The following is a 17,497-nucleotide window of genomic DNA, read 5'->3' on the forward strand; positions in this document are numbered from 1 at the left end:
CGCAGCCGCGATCAGCCTTCGGCCGGCAGCGTAACGACGAAGCGCGCGCCCTTGATGTCGCCGGGCTTGGTGCCGGGGATGTTCTCGGCGGTCAGCGTGCCGCCATGGGCTTCGACGATCTGCCTGGATATCGACAGGCCAAGCCCTGAATTCTGGCCGAACGCCTCGCCCGCCGGGCGGTCGGTGTAGAAGCGCTCGAAGATGCGGTCGATGGCGTCGGCGCGGATTCCGGGGCCGTTGTCGTCGACGGTGACGATGTTGACCTTGCCCGCGCGTGCCAGGGAAATGGCGATATGGCCGTGGTCCTCCGGCACGAAGGAGCGGGCATTCTCGATCAGATTGGTGATGACCTGGCCGATCCTGAGATCATGGCCGGTGACGAAATAGCCTTTGACGCCTTGCGGCAGCTTGGCGGCCTTGAATTCGATCTCGACAGCCTTTTTGTTGCGCGTCGCTTCGCGCGACACGGCGACGAGATCGGTTATGAATTTCTTCAAATCGACCGTGGCGGCATCCTCACGCGCCAGTTCGGCGTCGAGGCGCGAGGCATCGGAAATGTCGGTGATCAGCCGGTCGAGACGCCGGACATCGTGCTGGATGATCTCCATCAGCCTGCCGCGTGAATTGTCGTTCTTGGCCAGCGGCAAGGTCTCCACCGCGCTGCGCAGCGAGGTCAGCGGGTTCTTCAGCTCGTGCGAGACATCGGCGGCGAAGCTTTCGATCGCCTCGATGCGGGCATAGAGCGCATTGGTCATGTCGCGCACCGCGACCGACAAATTGCCGATCTCATCCTGGCGGTCGGAAAAGTCGGGGATCTCCTCGCGGCTCTTGACGCCGCGCCGCACCCGCACTGCCGCCGCCGATAGCCGGCGCAGCGGATTGGCGATGGTGGATGCGAGCAGCATCGACAGGATGGCGGTGACCAGGGCGGCGATGCCGAACACGCGCAAAATAGCCTTGCGCTCGGCGGCGACGATCTTGTCGATGTCGCCGCCTTCCGTCGACAGCATCAGCACGCCGAGAACGGCACGGAAGCGCTGGATCGGCACCGCCACCGAAACGATCTGCTCGCCCTGTTCGCTCACCCGCACGATCGTCGATGGACTGCCGGTCAGCGCCTTGACCACTTCCGGGAAGGCCGCACCGTTGCCGCCGGGCTGCTCGTGGTAGACGGGCAGGTCCTTGTTGCGGAAGAAGTCGAAGACGAATTTCTGCACGCGCTCCAGCATATCCGGCTGCTCGTCCTCGACCGGCGGCAGGTCGTAGCGCAGGATCTGGCCGCGCGAGTAGAGATGGCGCGAATCGAGCAGCAGATTGGCGTCGCGGTCATAGATGCGGGCGCGGGTGCGCGTCGGCGAAATCAGCCGCCGCAGCACCGGCGCGACGCGCTCGGGGTTGATCGGGAAATCCAGATTGTCGAGCTGGTCTGAGCCCGGCCCCAGGCTTTCACCGGCCTGCAGTTCGAGCAGTTTTTCCGGATCGATGCTGATCGAATCGGTCTCGACCGTCGCCGACGCGGCAATGGCGCCGGCGATGATCTCGCCCTGCGTCATCAGGCTTTCGACGCGGGCGTCGATCAGCCCGTCGCGGAAGGTGTTGAGATAGAGGATGCCGGTGACCAGCACGGCGAGACCGGCCAGGTTGAGGAACAGGATGCGCCGGGTCAGGCTGGAAAAGATGTGGTGGCCGAGGAAGCGGCGCATCGGCACCGTCAACCTCAACAGGAATGCGGGCAGAATCCGCGACCGCCTGACAGCGCTCGTTCGTCTGCTCCGCTGTACATCCACTGCCATCGAATAGCAGCTCCCGCCTAGTCTTTGGTTTTATGCATGTCGTCGTCCCAAAAACCGCGACCACTTTTGGGCGACATGCATCAACTCAAGCTTCGCGGAACCGGTATCCGACTCCGTAAAGGGTTTCGATCATTTCGAAGTCGTCATCGACGGCCTTGAACTTCTTGCGCAGCCGCTTGATGTGGCTATCGATGGTGCGGTCGTCGACATAGACCTGCTCATCATAGGCGGAATCCATCAGCGCATCACGGCTTTTTACCACGCCGGGGCGCTGCGCCAACGAGTGCAGGATGAGAAATTCGGTGACCGTCAGCGTCACCGGCTCGCCCTTCCAGGTGCAGGTATGGCGTTCCTGGTCCATGACGAGCTGGCCGCGTTCCAGCGAACGGGCCTGCTGGCTGGGCGCCTTTGCCGCAGCTTCGCGGGCGCTGGCGCGGCGCAGCACGGCGCGCACCCGCTCGACCAGCAGGCGCTGCGAGAACGGTTTGCGGATGAAATCGTCGGCGCCCATCTTGAGGCCGAAAAGCTCATCGATCTCATCGTCCTTCGAGGTCAGGAAGATCACCGGCAGGTCGGACTTCTGCCGCATCCGGCGCAACAGCTCCATGCCGTCCATGCGCGGCATCTTGATGTCGAGGATGGCGAGATTCGGCGGCCGCGCCGCCAGGCCTTCCAGCGCCGACGCACCATCCGTGTAGGTCTCGACGCGATACCCCTCGGACTCGAGGGCGATCGACACCGATGTCAGAATGTTGCGGTCGTCATCGACAAGCGCGATTGTTGCCATTTCAAGCGGCTCCCTCATGAGCTGTCCCTTCTGTCTTAGAGAAGGGGCTTTTGCAGGACAAATTAGGTACAAAATGTGGCACAGGCTCCACCCGCTGTCGCGGACGGCTTGCCGGCGGCCCCATCGGAACCTCTACACGGGTTGGACGAACACTGTGTGCCAATCCTTTGGGCAACCACCGTGATTTTTTGCACATATAAACGATTTAAACAACTTTCAAAATTTTTAAATCGATTAATGATTTGATATCATTCGAGTTTTCTGGTTCTCACCGTCTCAGCCCCTAACGCGGGCTCGCCGGAAACGCGCCGGCAAAGTGCGGCGAATCCAGAAGAAGGGACCCTTGATGTCGGAAGTCGGCAAACGCAATTCTGCTTGCGCGATCGATCGTATCGGCCTGAAAACCACCGGCACGGTGCATTATAATTTTGGTGCGGCCGCCCTTTATGAGGCAGCGATCCGTCGTGGCGAGGCCCGGTTGACCGCCGGCGGCGCGCTGCTTGCCGAGACCGGCCAGCACACTGGCCGCTCGCCCAAGGACAAGTTTGTCGTCCGCGATGGCGCCACCGAGCCCCATGTCTGGTGGGACAACAACAAGGCGATTTCGGCGGGCCAGTTCGAAATGCTGCTCGCCGATTTCCTTGTCCACGCCGCGAATAGCGATCTCTATGTGCAGGACCTCGTCGGCGGCGCCGATGCCGAGCTGAAGCTGCCGACGCGGGTCATCACCGAATTCGCCTGGCACTCGCTGTTCATCCGCAATCTTTTGATCCGCCCGCAGGCCGCCGAGCTTGAGGATTTCGTGCCGGAGATGACGATCATCGACCTGCCGTCCTTCCGCGCCGATCCGGCCCGCCACGGCAGCCGCACCGAAACGGTGATTGCGGTCGATCTCACCCGCAAGATCGTGCTCATCGGCGGCACTTCCTATGCCGGCGAGATGAAGAAATCGGTGTTCACCATGCTCAACTATCTGCTGCCGGAAAAGGGCGTCATGCCGATGCACTGCTCGGCCAATGAGGGCCCGGCCGGCGACGCGGCGATCTTCTTCGGGCTTTCCGGGACGGGCAAGACGACGCTGTCGGCCGATCCGTCACGTACGCTCATCGGCGACGACGAGCACGGCTGGGGACCGCACGGCATCTTCAACTTCGAAGGCGGCTGCTACGCCAAGACGATCCGGCTGTCGGCCGAGGCCGAGCCGGAGATTTTCGCCACCACGCAGCGCTTCGGCACGGTGCTGGAAAATGTCGTGCTCAACGCCGACCGCGTGCCGGACTTCAACGACGGCCGGCTCACCGAAAACACGCGCTGCGCCTATCCGCTGGATTTCATCCCCAATGCCTCGAAGAGCGGACGGGCCAGCCACCCGAAAAACATCATCATGCTGACCGCCGATGCCTTCGGCATCATGCCGCCGATCGCACGGCTGACCCCGGCGCAGGCGATGTATCACTTCCTCTCCGGCTACACCGCCAAGGTGGCCGGCACCGAGAAGGGCGTTACCGAGCCGGAAGCGACCTTCTCGACCTGCTTCGGCGCCCCGTTCATGCCGCGCCACCCCAAGGAATACGGCAATCTGCTGCGCGAGCTGATCGCCCGCCACGGCGCCGATTGCTGGCTGGTCAACACCGGCTGGACCGGCGGCGCCTACGGCACCGGCAAGCGCATGCCGATCAAGGCGACGCGCGCCTTGCTGGCCGCAGCGCTTGACGGTTCGCTGAAGGCGTCCGGTTTCCGCACTGACGCCAATTTCGGCTTCGAGGTGCCGGTTGCTGTGCCTGGCGTCGAGAGCGCCATTCTCGACCCGCGTTCGACCTGGGCCGACAAGGCAGCCTATGACCGGCAGGCAGCGCGATTGGTCGGCATGTTCGCCGTCAACTTCGAGAAATTCGAGAGCCATGTCGATGCCGTCGTGCTCGGCGCAGCACCCCGCCTGCAGGAAGCTGCGGAATAGTCCAGGCATCTTCACCGAAGCATCCTTGAAAGGCGCGGTCTCGATCGGGCCTTTTCTTTTTTGGTCCGCCGCGCCATGACTGCGGCATGCCTATCGACGACATCATCATATCAGACGAAGCCGTAATCCATCCGGGCGACCTGCACGAGGATTTCATCCGCTCGTCGGGTCCCGGCGGCCAGAACGTCAACAAGGTGGCGACCGCCGTCCAATTGCGCTTCGACGCCGCCAATGCAGCTGGCCTGTCCGAACGCGTGCGCGCGCGCACGATCAAGCTCGCCGGCCAGCGCGCCACCAAGGACGGCGTCATCGTCATCGAGGCCGGCCGCTTCCGCACCCAGGAGCAGAACCGGGCCGATGCCCGGGCAAGGCTGACGGCGCTGGTCGCCAAGGCCGCGGAACCGCCGCCGCCGCCGCGCAAGAAGACCAGGCCGTCGAAAGGCTCGGTGGAGCGGCGGCTGCAAAGCAAGGCAGGGCGCGGCACGATCAAAAAGCTGCGCGGCCGGGTAGAGAACGACTAAGGACCGCGCCGACTGCGCATAAAGCGGCCTCCCCTGCCGCAGCCGCAAGGTTTCGCCATTGCCACAGAAAGGGAGGCCGACAACGGTGGCTTTCGGGTCGCCGTTTCTGATTGGCGGTGGCATGGTTTCAGTATCAACCGGAGGCGAAGTCATGCTCGTTCTGCCCAAAGGCGTCCGCCACTTGCCTGGTTATCTGTCCCGCGCGGCGCAGGAAGCGCTGGTCGAAGAGGTGAGGACAATTGTACAGCGGGCGCCGCTGTACGTGCCGGCGATGCCGCGGACCGGCAAGGAGATGAGCGTGCGCATGACCAATTGCGGCACGCTCGGCTGGGTCACCGACAAGGAGCTGGGCTATCGCTACCAGCCAACGCACCCACTCACCGGAGAGCCATGGCCGCCGATCCCGGACGCGCTGCTGCAATTGTGGCGGGAGGTCGCCGCCTATCCGAATCCGCCGGAGGCCTGCCTGGTCAATTTCTATACGCAGGACGCCAAAATGGGTCTGCACCAGGATCGCGACGAAGCCGATTTCTCGGCCCCAGTGGTCTCGGTGTCACTTGGCGACGATTGCCTGTTCCGGGTCGGCCAAGTGACGGGCAGGGGGGCCACACGCGACGGCGGTACCAAATCGTTCCGCCTGAAAAGCGGCGACGTCGTCGTGCTCGGCGGCGAAGGCCGGCTCTGCTTCCACGGCGTCGACCGCATCTATCCGTCGACCTCGGCGCTTCTGAAAAAAGGCGGCAGGATCAATCTCACGCTGCGGCGGGTGACCTTGCCTTGAAGAGGTGAGAGTGCATTCTTGCACTTACTGAACCACTGACCTTGCGAATGAAAAGTCCCTAACGGAATTTAAGGTTTCGGCCGCTAGTCTGCGCCAAAACGTCATCATTCCCGGTGTGGATACCATGCTCGAAATCGAATCCGAAGTGATTTGGCGCTACATTCGAAATGCCGCATGGCGCACGGTTTCGATCGCCCGCTCGGATGCATCGCTCTACCTGTTCATTGGCATCTACACTGCAACGGGGCTGGGGTTTCTGGCTTGGGTCGGCGCGCTCCATCGCACCGCATACCAGACCTACGTGCCGATATGGCTTATGGTTTTCGGTTTCGTGCTGCCGGCGGTATCGCTTCTCCTGGAAACCGGCTGGCTTTTGCATCGATTTGAGCGTCGGCGGAAATTTGCTGCGGGCAAGATGTTCTCAGCCGAGCGGATGGCGGTTCTCTTTTCCGGCATATGTCTGTTGATGGGCATCATGATTTTCCAAAGCACCTTCACCTCGGTCAAGAACGGCATGTCCGTCCTGTGGAAAGGTTTCCCCTATGATCGCGCCTTGGCGGATATCGATGCCTATCTGCATTTCGGCACTGATCCGTGGCGATGGCTCTACGTTATCGGCAAGCATGACTGGGTACGGGAAACCGTCGGATGGAACTACGACATGCTGTGGTTCATCATTTGCTACAGCATGCTGTTTTTCATGGTCACGTCACCACGCACCACGCATCTGAAGAGACGCTATGTGCTGTCCTTCATGGTGGTGTGGGTAGTCGTCGGAAACATCCTGGCCGGGCTGTTCATGTCGGCCGGACCGGCGTTCTACGGCTATGTCACCGGCGATGTGCCACGCTTCGGTGAACAGCTTTCGTTTCTTGCGCAAAGCCCGTCGGCGAGTTCCGCCGCCGTGTACCAGCAGTATCTGTGGACGCTCCAGACCGAGGGTGTGACTGGACTCGCGTCGGGAATATCGGCATTTCCAAGCGTTCATGTCGCCTTGATCACCCTGAATGCGGTGTATACCTGGGAGTACGACCAGCGGTTGGGCGCCATCGCATTTCTGTATGTCGCCTTCATAGTCGCGAGTTCGGTCTATCTTGGTTGGCACTATGCGATCGATGGTTATGCGGCGGTCGCGCTCACGATCGCCCTATGTGCGGCCGTCCGCAAGCTGGTACCCGACGGCGAAATCCTGATGCCAGGCCCGGCCCGGCAATCGGCGGCTGGCGGCAGCCGCCCGGAGGCGGTCGTCACAGTTTCCTGAGCGCCACTTCCTCGACCAGATGATTGGCGCCCTTGCGCAGGATGAGGTCGGCCCGCGCCCGTGTCGGCACGATGTTCTCGCGCAGGTTTTTCAGGTTGATGTTGGCCCACAAGCCTTCCGCAATGGCGCGCGCGGCGTCTTCCGAAAGCTGCGAATAGCGGTGGAAGAAGGAGTCCGGATTGCGGAAGGCCGTCTCGCGCAGGCGCATGAAGCGGGCGATGTACCATTGGTGGATCAGCTTTTCGTCGGCGTCGATATAAATGGCGAAATCGAAGAAATCCGACAGGAACGGCACTATCTTGCCGTCCTTCGGCAATTTGCCGGGTTGCAGAACGTTGATGCCTTCGAAGATCAGAATGTCTGGCCGGTCGATGGTGACGAACTCGCCGGGAATGACGTCATAGGTCAAATGCGAATAGACGGGCGCGCGGACATTGCGCTGGGCCGACTTGATGCCCGAGAGGAAACGCAGCAGCGCACCGACATCGTAGCTGTCGGGAAAGCCCTTGCGCTCCATCAGATTGTCGCGTCGCAACACCTTGTTGGGCAGCAGGAACCCGTCGGTAGTGATGAGATCGACCTTGGGGCTCGACGGCCAGCGCGCCAGAAGCTCCTTCAGCACGCGCGCCGTGGTCGATTTGCCGACCGCAACCGAACCGGCAATGCCGATGATGAACGGTGTCTTTACCACATCCAGCGCGTTGAAGAAGGCCTGGCGCTGGCGAAACAGCAACTGGCTGGCCTCGACATGCGCCGAAAGCAGCCGCGAGAGCGACAGATAGATGCGCTTGACTTCTTCCAGGTCGACCGGATCGTTCAACGAGCGCAGACGGTTGATCTCGTCTTCGCCCAGCGTCATCGGCGTGTCGGCGCGGAAGTTCGACCATTGCTCGGCCGAGAAGAAACGATAGGGGGAGTATTTCTCGGTCGGAGCGAGCTGGTCCATCGAGTTTCCTGCCCTCTAGAGCATGATGCCGAAAAGTGTGAAGCGGTTTTCGGGCGACATCATGCTCCCTCTATCAATTTAGAGACGGATTCAGATTTAAGGCCTCGGCCCGAAATCACCCGGCTCTAGCGGTCAGCCTTTCGGCCGGGATGCCTTTTCAGTGACGCCCGAACGGCCGGTGCGGCCCTCAAGCTCTTTCAGCACCTCGTCCAGCGAAACGCCGGCCATGCCAAGCACGACGAGCCAATGATATATGAGATCGGCACTTTCGGAAACGAGGGCTTTCTCGTCGCCCTTGACGGCGGCAATGACGGTCTCGACTGCCTCTTCACCAAGCTTCTGCGCCGCCTTGTCGATGCCTTTGGCGAACAGTTTTGCCGTCCACGAGTCCGGGTCGCCGGAACGGGCGCGTTCGCCAATGATCGTTTCCAGATCGGACAGCGAAAATTCAGCCATGGCGCAGCCTACAGCCTTTGTGGAGTGGATTGAACCGGATAGTCCAGCCGCATCGGCAGCCCGGCCTCGGCCATATGCGCCTTGGCTTCCGCAATCGTGTAAGTGCCGAAATGGAAGATCGAGGCGGCGAGCACGGCACCGGCATGGCCGTCGCGAATGCCCTCGACCAGATGATCGAGCGTGCCGACGCCGCCCGACGCGATCACCGGCGCGCGCACCGCATCCGCTATCGCGTGGGTCAGCGCAATGTCGTAACCGGCCTTGGTGCCGTCGCGGTCCATTGAGGTCAGCAGGATCTCGCCAGCGCCGCGATCGACCATTTTTCGCGCGAACTCGACCGCATCGATGCCGGTCTTTTCGCGGCCACCGTGGGTGAAGATCTCCCAGCGGCCGGGCTCTTTCGGCGCCGACACCTTCTTGGCGTCGATGGCGACGACAATACACTGGTTGCCGAACTTGTCGGCGGCTTCTGCGACGAAATCGGGATTCTTCACCGCCGCAGTGTTGATCGACACCTTGTCGGCGCCGGCCAGCAACAGTTTGCGAATATCGGCGACCTGGCGCACGCCGCCGCCGACGGTCAGCGGCATGAAGCATTGTTCGGCGGTGCGGGCGACGACGTCGAAGATGGTTTCACGGTTGTCGGACGACGCGGTGATATCGAGAAAGCAAAGCTCGTCTGCGCCGGCCGCGTCATAGGCTTTGGCCGCCTCGACCGGATCACCGGCATCGATGAGGTCGACGAAATTGACCCCCTTGACGACGCGGCCGTTCTTGACGTCGAGGCAAGGGATGACTCGGGCCTTCAGCATCAGCCCTTCTCCATCGTCGCCAGCAACTCGCTGAGCAGTTCGCCGACCAGCGGCGGAACCTCGGCCTGCGCATCGAACGCCGGATCGTAGGCGGAAATGGTGATGCCGGAAATCGGCAGCAGGCCGGCCATGCCGCAGACAGCCTGGCGCAGCTGTTTCGGCTCCGGGCCGCCGGGCGTGGTGTAGCGGTTGGCCTGCAGCGCCCCGGGGTCGTGCACGTCGAGATCGAGATGCAGGTGCACCCGCTTCGCATCCGGCGCCTTCAGCCTGCCGCTCGCCGTCGCCCAGTCCGGGCATTCGGTGCGGATGACCGGCAACGTCTTCAACAGCTCCGTTTCGGCCGGATCGAGATCGCGCGCGTTGACCAGCACGCAGCGCGCCGGATCGATCGGCCTGAAGCCGGGGATGGCCGAGGCCATCGGCTTCCAGCACAGGCCGAGAACCGTGGCCAGCGCCATGCCGTCGAGAAAGCCGAAGATGGACGTCTCCGGCGTGTTGAGATCGCCATGCTGGTCGGCCCAGATGATCGCATCGGCATCCTCGCCGGCAACCGCACCGGCCGATGTCAGGCAATTGCCGGCCAGCACGATGGGAAACCGGCCGCGGTCTATGGCGATGCGGACCTCGCCGGAGACGGCACCGCACACGGCAAAGCCGGTGGCGATCTCGCGCTGCTGTTCGTCGCCAACCCTGCCGATGTCGGTGACGACGACGTCATGCCCGGAGAGCGTCAGCGCGTCGACAAGCCCGCCGGCGATGAGTGCATCCGGGCCTCGGCCCATACCGCCGTGATAGTGGCCGCTGTCATAAGAGGCCAGGATGATGGAGATTTTCACGGCCGGGTCTCCATCGCCTTGCCCTGCAGCACCGCCAGCGCCTCGGCCGGGTCGATGCGCCCGTCATAGAGCGCGCGACCGGAGATGGCGCCTTCCAGTTTCTTCGCGTCGGGCATGGTCATGCGCACGATGTCGGCGATCGAAGCCAGCCCGCCCGAGGCGATGACCGGGATCGACACCGCGTCGGCGAGATCGATCGTGGCATCCCAGTTGATGCCGGTCAGAACGCCGTCGCGGTCGATGTCGGTGTAGATGATGGCGGCAACGCCGGCGCCTTCGAATTTCTGCGCGAGTTCGATGACGCCGAGGCTGGAGGCCTCGGCCCAGCCTTCGACCGCCACCTTGCCGCCCTTGGCGTCGATGCCCACGGCGATTTTTCCAGGAAATTCCTTGCAGGCTTCCCGGACCAGGTCGGGATCGCGCACCGCCACTGTGCCGAGGATGACGCGGGCCAGCCCGCGGTCGAGCCAATCCTCGATCTGCGCCAGCGTGCGGATGCCGCCGCCGAGCTGCACCGGGTTTTTCGTCGCCTTGAGGATGGCGCCGACCGCCGCGCTGTTGACGCTTTGGCCTTTGAACGCGCCATTGAGGTCGACGACGTGCAGCCAATCAAAACCCTGGTCCTCGAAGGCCTTGGCCTGGGCCGCCGGATCGTCATTGTAGATGGTCGCGGTCGCCATATCGCCGTGCTTCAGCCGCACGCACTTGCCGTCCTTGAGGTCGATGGCCGGAAACAGGATCACCGTTCAGACCCCTTCCACAATGGCGAAATGCGAGGTCGAATAAGCGCGCCGGAATTTCAGCGCTGCCTGGTATTCGGGGGAATGGAAGCAAGCCAGCGCGACCTCGTAGCTTTCGAACTCGACGATCACATGGCGATTGCCGGATGGCCCTTCCGGGCTTGACGACTGACCGCCTCGCGTCAGGAATTTCGCGCCGTATTTGTCGAACGCCGCTTTGTTGGCGGCGATGTATTTCGGATAGTTTTCCGGATCGGTCACATCGACCATCGCCATCCAGTAGCCCTTCTTGCTCATCTCAAGGCCTCCAGCGCAGGAAGTTGGTGATCAGTGCCAGGCCGAGCGCCTGGCTCTTTTCCGGATGGAATTGCGTGCCGGCAAGGTTACCACGCGCGACCGCCGCCGTTACCGGGCCGCCATAATCGGCGACGGCCAGCACTTCGTCCGGCCTTGTCGCCTCGAGATGGTAGGAATGAACGAAATAGGCGTGCAGACCCTTAGGCCCGGTCGTAATACCCGAAAACAGCGGGTGCTTGCGCTCCAGATCGATGGTGTTCCAGCCGATTTGCGGGATCTTCAGTGCCGGATCGGCGGGCGTGATCTCCTTGACGTCGCCGGCAATCCAGCCGAAGCCCTTGGTCACGGTCTTTTCCAGGCCGCGCTCCGACATCAGCTGCATGCCGACGCAGATGCCGAGGAACGGCCGCGCCTTGGCGATCGCTACCTCTTCCACCGCTTCCCACATGCCGGCGACGCCGCGCAGGCCCGCCGCACAATCGGCATAGGCGCCGACGCCGGGCAAAACGATGCGGTCGGCGCTGCGCACACGCTCGGCATCGGCGGTCAGCTCGATGGCAGCGGCAATGCCGGCTTCATGCGCGGCGCGCTCGAAGGCCTTGGTGGCCGAGCGCAGATTGCCCGACCCGTAATCGATGATGGCAACCCGCATCTCAGGCTTTTCCCGGCGTATGGCTCAGGCCCAGCGTCAGCCCGATCTGAGCCGGTCGGGCAAGGCTGGCTTCCGGCACGATGCGCGGCAGCGGCGCCGGCTCATCGGCGAGCGCCTCGGCATCCAGCGTCTGGCGAATGTCGGCATCATCAGGATTGTCGGCTTCGATGACGCCCCATTCATGCCAGCCGCGGCGGCGCAGCGCTGCGATCCGCAGCCCTTGGCCTTCCAGCCCTATATAGAGCGAGACCAGTAAAGACAGTGCGGAGCCGGCCCAGTCCAGTCCCAGCCATTGGCCGAGCACCGAGATGAGCCCCATGGCGACGAAGGCGAGCGCCGCCTCGATCCACAGCCTGTGCCAGGCGAGCCACAGCGGCGCCACCAGGAAAGCCAGCCAGGAAAAACCGTCGCGGACAAAAATGGTTGCGTCGGCCGCCTCGGTGCGGCCTGGCGGTTCCATCACGACATAGATGGCCATCAGCCTACCCTTTCAGAGATCCCTTGGTGGAGGGAACCGCTTCCGGCTGGCGCGGGTCGCGCTCCAGTGCGAAACGCAGCGCGCGCGCCACCGCCTTGAAGCAGGTCTCGGCAATATGGTGGTTGTTGGCGCCATAATGGTTGGTGACATGCAGCGTGATGCCGGCATTCTGCGCCAGCGCCTGGAAGAATTCTCGCACCAGTTCGGTGTCGAACGTGCCGATCTTGGGCGACGAGAAGGCGACATTCCAGACCAGGAACGGACGGCCCGACACGTCGATCGCGGCCCGCGTCAGCGTCTCGTCCATGGCAAGGTCGACAGAGGCGTAGCGCATGATGCCGCGCCGCTCGCCCAGCGCCTTGGCCAGCGCCTGGCCGATCGCAATGCCGGTGTCCTCGACCGTGTGGTGGTCGTCAATGTGCAGGTCGCCCTTGGCCTTCACCGTGATGTCGATCAGCGAGTGGCGCGACAGCTGGTCCAGCATGTGGTCGAAGAAGCCGACGCCGCTCGACATGTCGGATTTTCCGGTGCCGTCGACATGGACCGAGACGCTGATCTCGGTTTCCTTGGTCTTGCGGCTGACTTCGGCGGAACGGGACGCCATGACCTTGTCCTTGGCTGAGGGGTTCGAAACTCAAGACGGGGTTCCAAGCTGTCATTTGCTTGAAAACGAAAGCCTTCTAGCAGCATGATCCGGCGATTGCCAGTTGCGATGCGGACAGCCACCGGCCATGGCGTACGCCGTTTGCAATCACCCGCCCCATGCATACATATGGCCGATCGAAATCACTCGTACCGCGCGCCAATCGCCTTATCGGGATCGCGCGAATCGGAGCTAAAAATGTCCAATGAACTGAGTATGCACGCCACGACCATCGTGACGGTGCGCAAGGGCAACAAGGTGGTGATCGCCGGCGACGGCCAGGTCAGCCTTGGCCAGACCATCATGAAAGGCAACGCCAAAAAGGTGCGCCGCATCGGCAAGGGCGGCAATGTCATTGCCGGTTTCGCCGGCGCCACAGCGGACGCTTTCACCCTTCTGGAGCGGCTCGAAGCCAAGCTCGAACAATATCCCGACCAGTTGACACGCGCCTGCGTCGAGCTCGCCAAGGACTGGCGCACCGACCGTTATCTGCGCCGGCTGGAAGCGATGATGCTGGTGGCCGACAAGTCGGTTTCGCTGGCGCTCACCGGCACCGGCGACGTACTGGAGCCCGAATTCGGCGTCATGGCCATCGGTTCCGGCGGCAACTATGCGCTGGCCGCTGCCCGCGCGCTGATGGACAGCGACAAGGATGCCGAGGAGATCGCCCGCAAGGCGATGCAGATCGCCTCCGACATTTGCGTCTACACCAACAACAACTTTGTTGTCGAAACGCTCGATGCCGGCTAACCCGCCGGTGCTCTATGATTTTCGACCGGTTGCCGAAAAAGACCTGCCCATGATCGCCGGCTGGCTGGCCGAGCCGCATGTCGCCGAATGGTGGGACGATCCGGAGACGGAAATCGCCGAAATCCGGGAGCACATCGACTCTATTTCTGTAGAGCCGCTGATCGTCGAGCTCGACGGCAGGCCGATCGCCTATCTGCAGAGCTACGATCCGCATCTGGAACACGGCCATCCCTATGCCGACCAGCCGTTCGGCACGCTCGGCATCGACCTGTCGATCGGCGTGCCGGACCTGGTCGGCAAAGGTCATGGCTCGGCTATCGTCAGGCAATTCGTTGAGCAACTGTTCGAGGAAGGCGCGCCGCGCGTCATCATCGATCCGCATCCCGACAATGGCCGCGCCATCCGCGCCTATGAAAAGGCGGGCTTCAGGGCTATCGATCGCAGACACTCTAGATATGGGGACGTCGTGCTGATGTCTGTCGATGCCAAAGAGAGCGACGCGGAAGAAGGGGAATGAGTTGATGGCGACACCGGGCACTGCCAAAAATTACTCGGCCTATGAAGACAGCTGGCGCATGGGGCTTCTGCTCGTGCTCGCTCTGCTCATCTTCCAGGCCGGCGCGCTTTACGGCATGGGCCGCACGCCGATCTGCACCTGCGGTTACGTCAAACTCTGGCACGGTGTGGTGAACAGTTCGGAGAATTCCCAGCATATTTCCGACTGGTACACGTTCTCGCACATCATCCACGGCTTCCTGTTCTACGCCTTGGCCTGGTTCCTCTTCCCGCGCTCGCCAATCGGTCTGCGCCTGGCTTTCGCCGTTGTCATCGAGGGCGGCTGGGAACTCCTGGAAAACAGCCCGTTCATCATCGAGCGCTACCGCGCCGGCACCATTTCGCTGGATTACTATGGCGATAGCATCATCAATTCGGTGTCCGACACGCTGGCCATGGTGCTGGGGTTTGTGATGGCCAGAAAGCTACCTATATGGGTGGTCGTCGGCCTCGCCCTCATCTTCGAACTGGGTGTCGGCTACCTCATCCGGGACAATCTGACGCTCAACGTGATCATGCTGCTGCATCCGTTCGAGTCCATCAAGCAGTGGCAAAGTGGAATTCAGTGATATGACCACCTTCTCTCCCCGTGAAATCGTTTCGGAACTCGACCGCTTCATCATCGGCCAGAAGGACGCCAAGCGCGCCGTGGCCATTGCCTTGCGCAACCGCTGGCGCCGCCAGCAGCTGGAAGGCCAGATGCGCGAAGAGGTGATGCCGAAGAACATCCTGATGATCGGCCCGACCGGCGTCGGCAAGACCGAGATCTCGCGCCGCCTGGCGCGGCTCGCCGGTGCGCCTTTCGTCAAGGTCGAGGCCACCAAGTTCACCGAAGTCGGCTATGTCGGCCGCGATGTCGAGCAGATCATCCGCGACCTGGTCGAGATCGCCATCGGCCTGGTGCGCGAGAAGATGCGCGAGGACGTGAAGGCGCGCGCGCACCTCAATGCCGAGGAGCGCGTGCTGGAAGCCCTGGTCGGCAAGACGGCGAGCCCGGCGACCCGCGATTCCTTCCGCAAGAAGCTGCGCGACGGCGAGCTCGATGACAAGGAGATCGAGATCGAGGTTGCCGATACCGGCACCGGCGGCATGCCCGGCTTCGAGATCCCCGGCATGCCGGGCGCTAATATCGGCGTGCTCAACATCAACGACATGCTGTCGAAGGCGATGGGTGGCAAGAAGACCAAGGCGCGCAAGACGACGGTCAAGGAGTCCTACGCGCTGTTGGTCAACGACGAGTCCGACAAGCTGCTCGACCAGGACGAGGTGGTGCGCCGGGCGCTCGACGCGACCGAAAATGACGGCATCGTCTTCCTCGACGAGATCGACAAGATCGCCTCGCGCGAAGGCGGCATGGGCGCCGGCGTCTCGCGCGAAGGCGTGCAGCGCGACCTGCTGCCGCTGATCGAAGGCACGACGGTGGCGACCAAATACGGACCGTTGAAGACCGACCACATACTGTTCATCGCCTCGGGCGCCTTCCATGTCTCCAAGCCGTCCGACCTGTTGCCGGAATTGCAGGGCCGCCTGCCGATCCGTGTCGAGTTGCGGGCGCTGGAGAAGGACGATTTCATTCGCATCCTCACCGAGACCGAGGCCAGCCTCATCAAGCAGTATATCGCGCTGATGAAGACCGAAGGCGTCGACCTCACCTTCACCGACGATGCCATCGATTCGCTGGCCGGCATCGCTGTCGACCTCAACGCTAGCGTCGAAAACATCGGAGCGAGACGCCTGCAGACGGTGATGGAGCGCGTGCTGGACGAGATCTCCTACGACGCGCCCGACCGCAACGGCACCAGCGTCGCCATCGATGCCGCCTATGTGGAAAAGCATGTCGGCGACCTCTCGCGAAACACAGATTTGTCGCGATTCATCCTTTAAACGAGGGCGCCGGTTCATCCGGCGCCGGTATTAGAGCGCCGCGCGTCCTTTGGACACGCAAAGGTCGCTCTAGCAGTATTGAATCGATGCATCGGACTTTCCAAAAATCGGTTTCGATCTTTGGGCCGATGCTTAGGCAACAATCCGGCTAACAGGTTGATGTGTGGCCGGATGGTATCATCGGACCACCTTTCGTCTTGCCGGCTGCAGGGGCGCTCTCGACTCGACCGGGAGCACTCCCTAGTTTGCGCGGCAATTCTCTAGACGCAATTCCGGACGGAAAGCCGTTTCACACTTTCCTGGAATTGCTTGGGCGGCGGCGCATGAAAAAACTGATCCTTGTCATTCTCGGCTTGACGCTGGCGGCGACGCTGTTCGCGGCCGACGCGGCGACACTGGTGCCGGCGGGCAACCGCAATGCCGTGCAACCTGACATACCGGGCGCCTCCAGCCGCCGCACCCAGGCCACCAACACCACCTTCCAGGCCAAATACCGCAAGGTCTACGCCTTGCTTCAGAACGACGCCGAACTGCGCGCCAAGATCAGGAAGGCCGCCGCTGCCTACGGCATCAATCCTTTGCACATCGTCGGCGCCATCGTCGGCGAGCACACCTACAATGTCGACGCCTACGACCGGCTGCAGACCTACTACGTCAAGGCGATTTCCTACCTCTCCAGCAAGCTGTCCTTCGCCTATGACGGCGAGGACATCACCGATTTCGTGCAGCGGCCGGAATTCAAGAAGTGCACAATGTCGGACAGCTACGACCTGTGGGAATGCCGCGAGCAGGTGTGGAACCGCTCCTTCCGCGGCAAGACCGTCGGCGGCACAAGCTTTCCCAACGACCGCTTCGGCGCCACCTTCTTCCAGCCCTATTATGCCGGCCAGACCTTTGGCCTCGGCCAGCTCAACCCGCTGACCGCGCTGCAGATGAGCGATCTCGTGCATAAGGTTTCGGGGCTGCCCGAACTCGATGTCGGCGACCCCAATGGGGTCTACAAGACGATCATGGATCCGGATCTGACATTGCCCTACGTCGCAGCGACGATCAGAAAATCGGTCGACGCCTACAAAAACATTGCCGGCTTCGACATCTCAGGCAATCCGGGGCTGACCGCCACGCTCTACAATGTCGGCAATCCCGAGCAGCGCGCCTATGCGCTGAAGGCTGAGAACGACAAGCGCCGCGCCGCGGGTGAGACGGTCAAACTGCCCGAGGAGAATTATTACGGCTGGCTGGTCAACGACAAGCTGGACGAGCTGAAGGCGCTGTTTTAGCGGGCTTAGCTCAGCCGTCTACCTCCCCCTTTGTGGGGAGGTCGGACCGCAGGTCGGGGTGGGGGCCG

The 17,497-nt window shown here is 62.4% G+C and carries 20 protein-coding genes; 9 read left to right on the forward strand and 11 right to left on the reverse strand.

Going from position 1 to position 17,497, the window contains the following annotated elements:
* Window positions 1-11: 11 nt before the first annotated feature.
* Both NKI32_RS04545 and NKI32_RS04550 read right to left on the reverse strand, forming a co-directional pair.
* Window positions 12-1,793, reverse strand: coding sequence for a sensor histidine kinase (locus NKI32_RS04545; protein WP_353002060.1), 1,782 nt, complete (start codon window positions 1,791-1,793; stop codon window positions 12-14).
* Between the two features lie 85 nt (window positions 1,794-1,878).
* A complete protein-coding gene (locus NKI32_RS04550; protein WP_010912942.1) occupies window positions 1,879-2,580 on the reverse strand; it encodes a response regulator transcription factor in 702 nt (233 codons plus the stop codon).
* A gap of 346 nt (window positions 2,581-2,926) precedes the next feature.
* Here NKI32_RS04550 and NKI32_RS04555 point away from each other — a divergent pair, with 346 nt between their 5' ends.
* The 4 genes from NKI32_RS04555 to NKI32_RS04570 all read left to right on the forward strand — a co-directional run bounded on the left by NKI32_RS04555 (window position 2,927) and on the right by NKI32_RS04570 (window position 7,100).
* Window positions 2,927-4,537, forward strand: coding sequence for a phosphoenolpyruvate carboxykinase (locus tag NKI32_RS04555; RefSeq protein ID WP_352510643.1), 1,611 nt, complete (start codon window positions 2,927-2,929; stop codon window positions 4,535-4,537).
* An 86-nt stretch (window positions 4,538-4,623) separates the two neighbouring features.
* Entirely contained in the window at window positions 4,624-5,058 is a 435-nt protein-coding gene (gene arfB / locus NKI32_RS04560; RefSeq protein WP_023672309.1) for an alternative ribosome rescue aminoacyl-tRNA hydrolase ArfB, read from the forward strand.
* Window positions 5,059-5,209: 151 nt separating this feature from the next.
* Window positions 5,210-5,839: an alpha-ketoglutarate-dependent dioxygenase AlkB family protein gene (locus NKI32_RS04565; protein ID WP_023703765.1), complete on the forward strand. Its 630-nt coding sequence runs from the start codon at window positions 5,210-5,212 to the stop codon at window positions 5,837-5,839.
* 124 nt (window positions 5,840-5,963) lie between these two features.
* The gene (locus tag NKI32_RS04570; protein WP_352510642.1) at window positions 5,964-7,100 is read left to right on the forward strand and encodes a phosphatase PAP2 family protein; all 1,137 of its coding nucleotides are present in this window, start codon (window positions 5,964-5,966) and stop codon (window positions 7,098-7,100) included.
* Here NKI32_RS04570 and coaA read toward each other — a convergent pair.
* The 9 genes from coaA to hisB all read right to left on the reverse strand — a co-directional run bounded on the left by coaA (window position 7,087) and on the right by hisB (window position 12,921).
* Window positions 7,087-8,046 (reverse strand): type I pantothenate kinase, encoded by a 960-nt coding sequence (gene coaA / locus NKI32_RS04575; protein ID WP_023672313.1) that lies wholly within the window; start codon window positions 8,044-8,046, stop codon window positions 7,087-7,089. The two genes, NKI32_RS04570 and coaA, sit on opposite strands and share 14 nt — an antisense overlap.
* Window positions 8,047-8,178: 132 nt before the next feature.
* Complete coding sequence (locus NKI32_RS04580) at window positions 8,179-8,502, reverse strand: phosphoribosyl-ATP diphosphatase (protein ID WP_353002063.1); 324 nt, start codon at window positions 8,500-8,502, stop codon at window positions 8,179-8,181.
* 8 nt (window positions 8,503-8,510) lie between these two features.
* Complete coding sequence (gene hisF, locus NKI32_RS04585; RefSeq protein ID WP_352510746.1) at window positions 8,511-9,317, reverse strand: imidazole glycerol phosphate synthase subunit HisF; 807 nt, start codon at window positions 9,315-9,317, stop codon at window positions 8,511-8,513.
* Window positions 9,314-10,150, reverse strand: coding sequence for an arginase family protein (locus NKI32_RS04590; RefSeq protein ID WP_023681410.1), 837 nt, complete (start codon window positions 10,148-10,150; stop codon window positions 9,314-9,316). Before NKI32_RS04590 ends, hisF begins: the two co-directional genes overlap by 4 nt.
* A complete protein-coding gene (gene hisA / locus NKI32_RS04595; protein ID WP_023687422.1) occupies window positions 10,147-10,893 on the reverse strand; it encodes a 1-(5-phosphoribosyl)-5-[(5-phosphoribosylamino)methylideneamino]imidazole-4-carboxamide isomerase in 747 nt (248 codons plus the stop codon). Before hisA ends, NKI32_RS04590 begins: the two co-directional genes overlap by 4 nt.
* Window positions 10,894-10,896: 3 nt before the next feature.
* The gene (locus tag NKI32_RS04600; RefSeq protein ID WP_023672318.1) at window positions 10,897-11,187 is read right to left on the reverse strand and encodes a DUF1330 domain-containing protein; all 291 of its coding nucleotides are present in this window, start codon (window positions 11,185-11,187) and stop codon (window positions 10,897-10,899) included.
* A gap of 1 nt (window position 11,188) precedes the next feature.
* The gene (hisH, locus tag NKI32_RS04605; protein ID WP_352986403.1) at window positions 11,189-11,839 is read right to left on the reverse strand and encodes an imidazole glycerol phosphate synthase subunit HisH; all 651 of its coding nucleotides are present in this window, start codon (window positions 11,837-11,839) and stop codon (window positions 11,189-11,191) included.
* 1 nt (window position 11,840) lies between these two features.
* Entirely contained in the window at window positions 11,841-12,317 is a 477-nt protein-coding gene (locus NKI32_RS04610; protein WP_353002065.1) for a DUF2628 domain-containing protein, read from the reverse strand.
* A gap of 4 nt (window positions 12,318-12,321) precedes the next feature.
* The gene (gene hisB, locus NKI32_RS04615; protein ID WP_023672321.1) at window positions 12,322-12,921 is read right to left on the reverse strand and encodes an imidazoleglycerol-phosphate dehydratase HisB; all 600 of its coding nucleotides are present in this window, start codon (window positions 12,919-12,921) and stop codon (window positions 12,322-12,324) included.
* Between the two features lie 237 nt (window positions 12,922-13,158).
* Here hisB and hslV point away from each other — a divergent pair, with 237 nt between their 5' ends.
* The 5 genes from hslV to NKI32_RS04640 all read left to right on the forward strand — a co-directional run bounded on the left by hslV (window position 13,159) and on the right by NKI32_RS04640 (window position 17,429).
* Window positions 13,159-13,710: an ATP-dependent protease subunit HslV gene (gene hslV / locus NKI32_RS04620; RefSeq protein ID WP_023672322.1), complete on the forward strand. Its 552-nt coding sequence runs from the start codon at window positions 13,159-13,161 to the stop codon at window positions 13,708-13,710.
* On the forward strand, window positions 13,700-14,227 hold the full coding sequence (locus tag NKI32_RS04625; protein WP_353002067.1) for a GNAT family N-acetyltransferase: 528 nt from the start codon (window positions 13,700-13,702) through the stop codon (window positions 14,225-14,227). The genes hslV and NKI32_RS04625 overlap by 11 nt, the downstream gene beginning before the upstream one ends.
* A gap of 4 nt (window positions 14,228-14,231) precedes the next feature.
* On the forward strand, window positions 14,232-14,834 hold the full coding sequence (locus tag NKI32_RS04630; protein ID WP_023672324.1) for a DUF2585 domain-containing protein: 603 nt from the start codon (window positions 14,232-14,234) through the stop codon (window positions 14,832-14,834).
* A 1-nt stretch (window position 14,835) separates the two neighbouring features.
* Window positions 14,836-16,149 carry an ATP-dependent protease ATPase subunit HslU gene (gene hslU / locus NKI32_RS04635; protein WP_023672325.1) on the forward strand — a complete coding sequence of 438 codons (1,314 nt, stop codon included), beginning with the start codon at window positions 14,836-14,838 and terminating at the stop codon, window positions 16,147-16,149.
* 323 nt (window positions 16,150-16,472) lie between these two features.
* Entirely contained in the window at window positions 16,473-17,429 is a 957-nt protein-coding gene (locus NKI32_RS04640; protein WP_352500112.1) for a DUF1402 family protein, read from the forward strand.
* Window positions 17,430-17,497 lie beyond the last annotated feature (68 nt).

Origin of the sequence: Mesorhizobium sp. M0761 (genome assembly GCF_040320205.1) — a bacterium.
GTDB lineage: Bacteria > Pseudomonadota > Alphaproteobacteria > Rhizobiales > Rhizobiaceae > Mesorhizobium.

What these genes read in the sequence shown, in the direction of transcription:
- NKI32_RS04570 (WP_352510642.1), top strand. Translation starts at nt 5,964, where the DNA reads ATGCTCGAAATCGAATCCGAAGTGATTTGGCGCTACATTCGAAATGCC.
- coaA (WP_023672313.1), bottom strand. Translation starts at nt 8,046, where the DNA reads ATGGACCAGCTCGCTCCGACCGAGAAATACTCCCCCTATCGTTTCTTC.
- NKI32_RS04550 (WP_010912942.1), bottom strand. Translation starts at nt 2,580, where the DNA reads ATGGCAACAATCGCGCTTGTCGATGACGACCGCAACATTCTGACATCG.
- hisH (WP_352986403.1), bottom strand. Translation starts at nt 11,839, where the DNA reads ATGCGGGTTGCCATCATCGATTACGGGTCGGGCAATCTGCGCTCGGCC.
- hslU (WP_023672325.1), top strand. Translation starts at nt 14,836, where the DNA reads ATGACCACCTTCTCTCCCCGTGAAATCGTTTCGGAACTCGACCGCTTC.
- NKI32_RS04545 (WP_353002060.1), bottom strand. Translation starts at nt 1,793, where the DNA reads ATGGCAGTGGATGTACAGCGGAGCAGACGAACGAGCGCTGTCAGGCGG.
- NKI32_RS04625 (WP_353002067.1), top strand. Translation starts at nt 13,700, where the DNA reads ATGCCGGCTAACCCGCCGGTGCTCTATGATTTTCGACCGGTTGCCGAA.
- NKI32_RS04580 (WP_353002063.1), bottom strand. Translation starts at nt 8,502, where the DNA reads ATGGCTGAATTTTCGCTGTCCGATCTGGAAACGATCATTGGCGAACGC.
- NKI32_RS04600 (WP_023672318.1), bottom strand. Translation starts at nt 11,187, where the DNA reads ATGAGCAAGAAGGGCTACTGGATGGCGATGGTCGATGTGACCGATCCG.
- hslV (WP_023672322.1), top strand. Translation starts at nt 13,159, where the DNA reads ATGTCCAATGAACTGAGTATGCACGCCACGACCATCGTGACGGTGCGC.
- hisB (WP_023672321.1), bottom strand. Translation starts at nt 12,921, where the DNA reads ATGGCGTCCCGTTCCGCCGAAGTCAGCCGCAAGACCAAGGAAACCGAG.
- NKI32_RS04630 (WP_023672324.1), top strand. Translation starts at nt 14,232, where the DNA reads ATGGCGACACCGGGCACTGCCAAAAATTACTCGGCCTATGAAGACAGC.
- NKI32_RS04640 (WP_352500112.1), top strand. Translation starts at nt 16,473, where the DNA reads ATGAAAAAACTGATCCTTGTCATTCTCGGCTTGACGCTGGCGGCGACG.
- arfB (WP_023672309.1), top strand. Translation starts at nt 4,624, where the DNA reads ATGCCTATCGACGACATCATCATATCAGACGAAGCCGTAATCCATCCG.
- NKI32_RS04555 (WP_352510643.1), top strand. Translation starts at nt 2,927, where the DNA reads ATGTCGGAAGTCGGCAAACGCAATTCTGCTTGCGCGATCGATCGTATC.
- NKI32_RS04610 (WP_353002065.1), bottom strand. Translation starts at nt 12,317, where the DNA reads ATGGCCATCTATGTCGTGATGGAACCGCCAGGCCGCACCGAGGCGGCC.
- NKI32_RS04565 (WP_023703765.1), top strand. Translation starts at nt 5,210, where the DNA reads ATGCTCGTTCTGCCCAAAGGCGTCCGCCACTTGCCTGGTTATCTGTCC.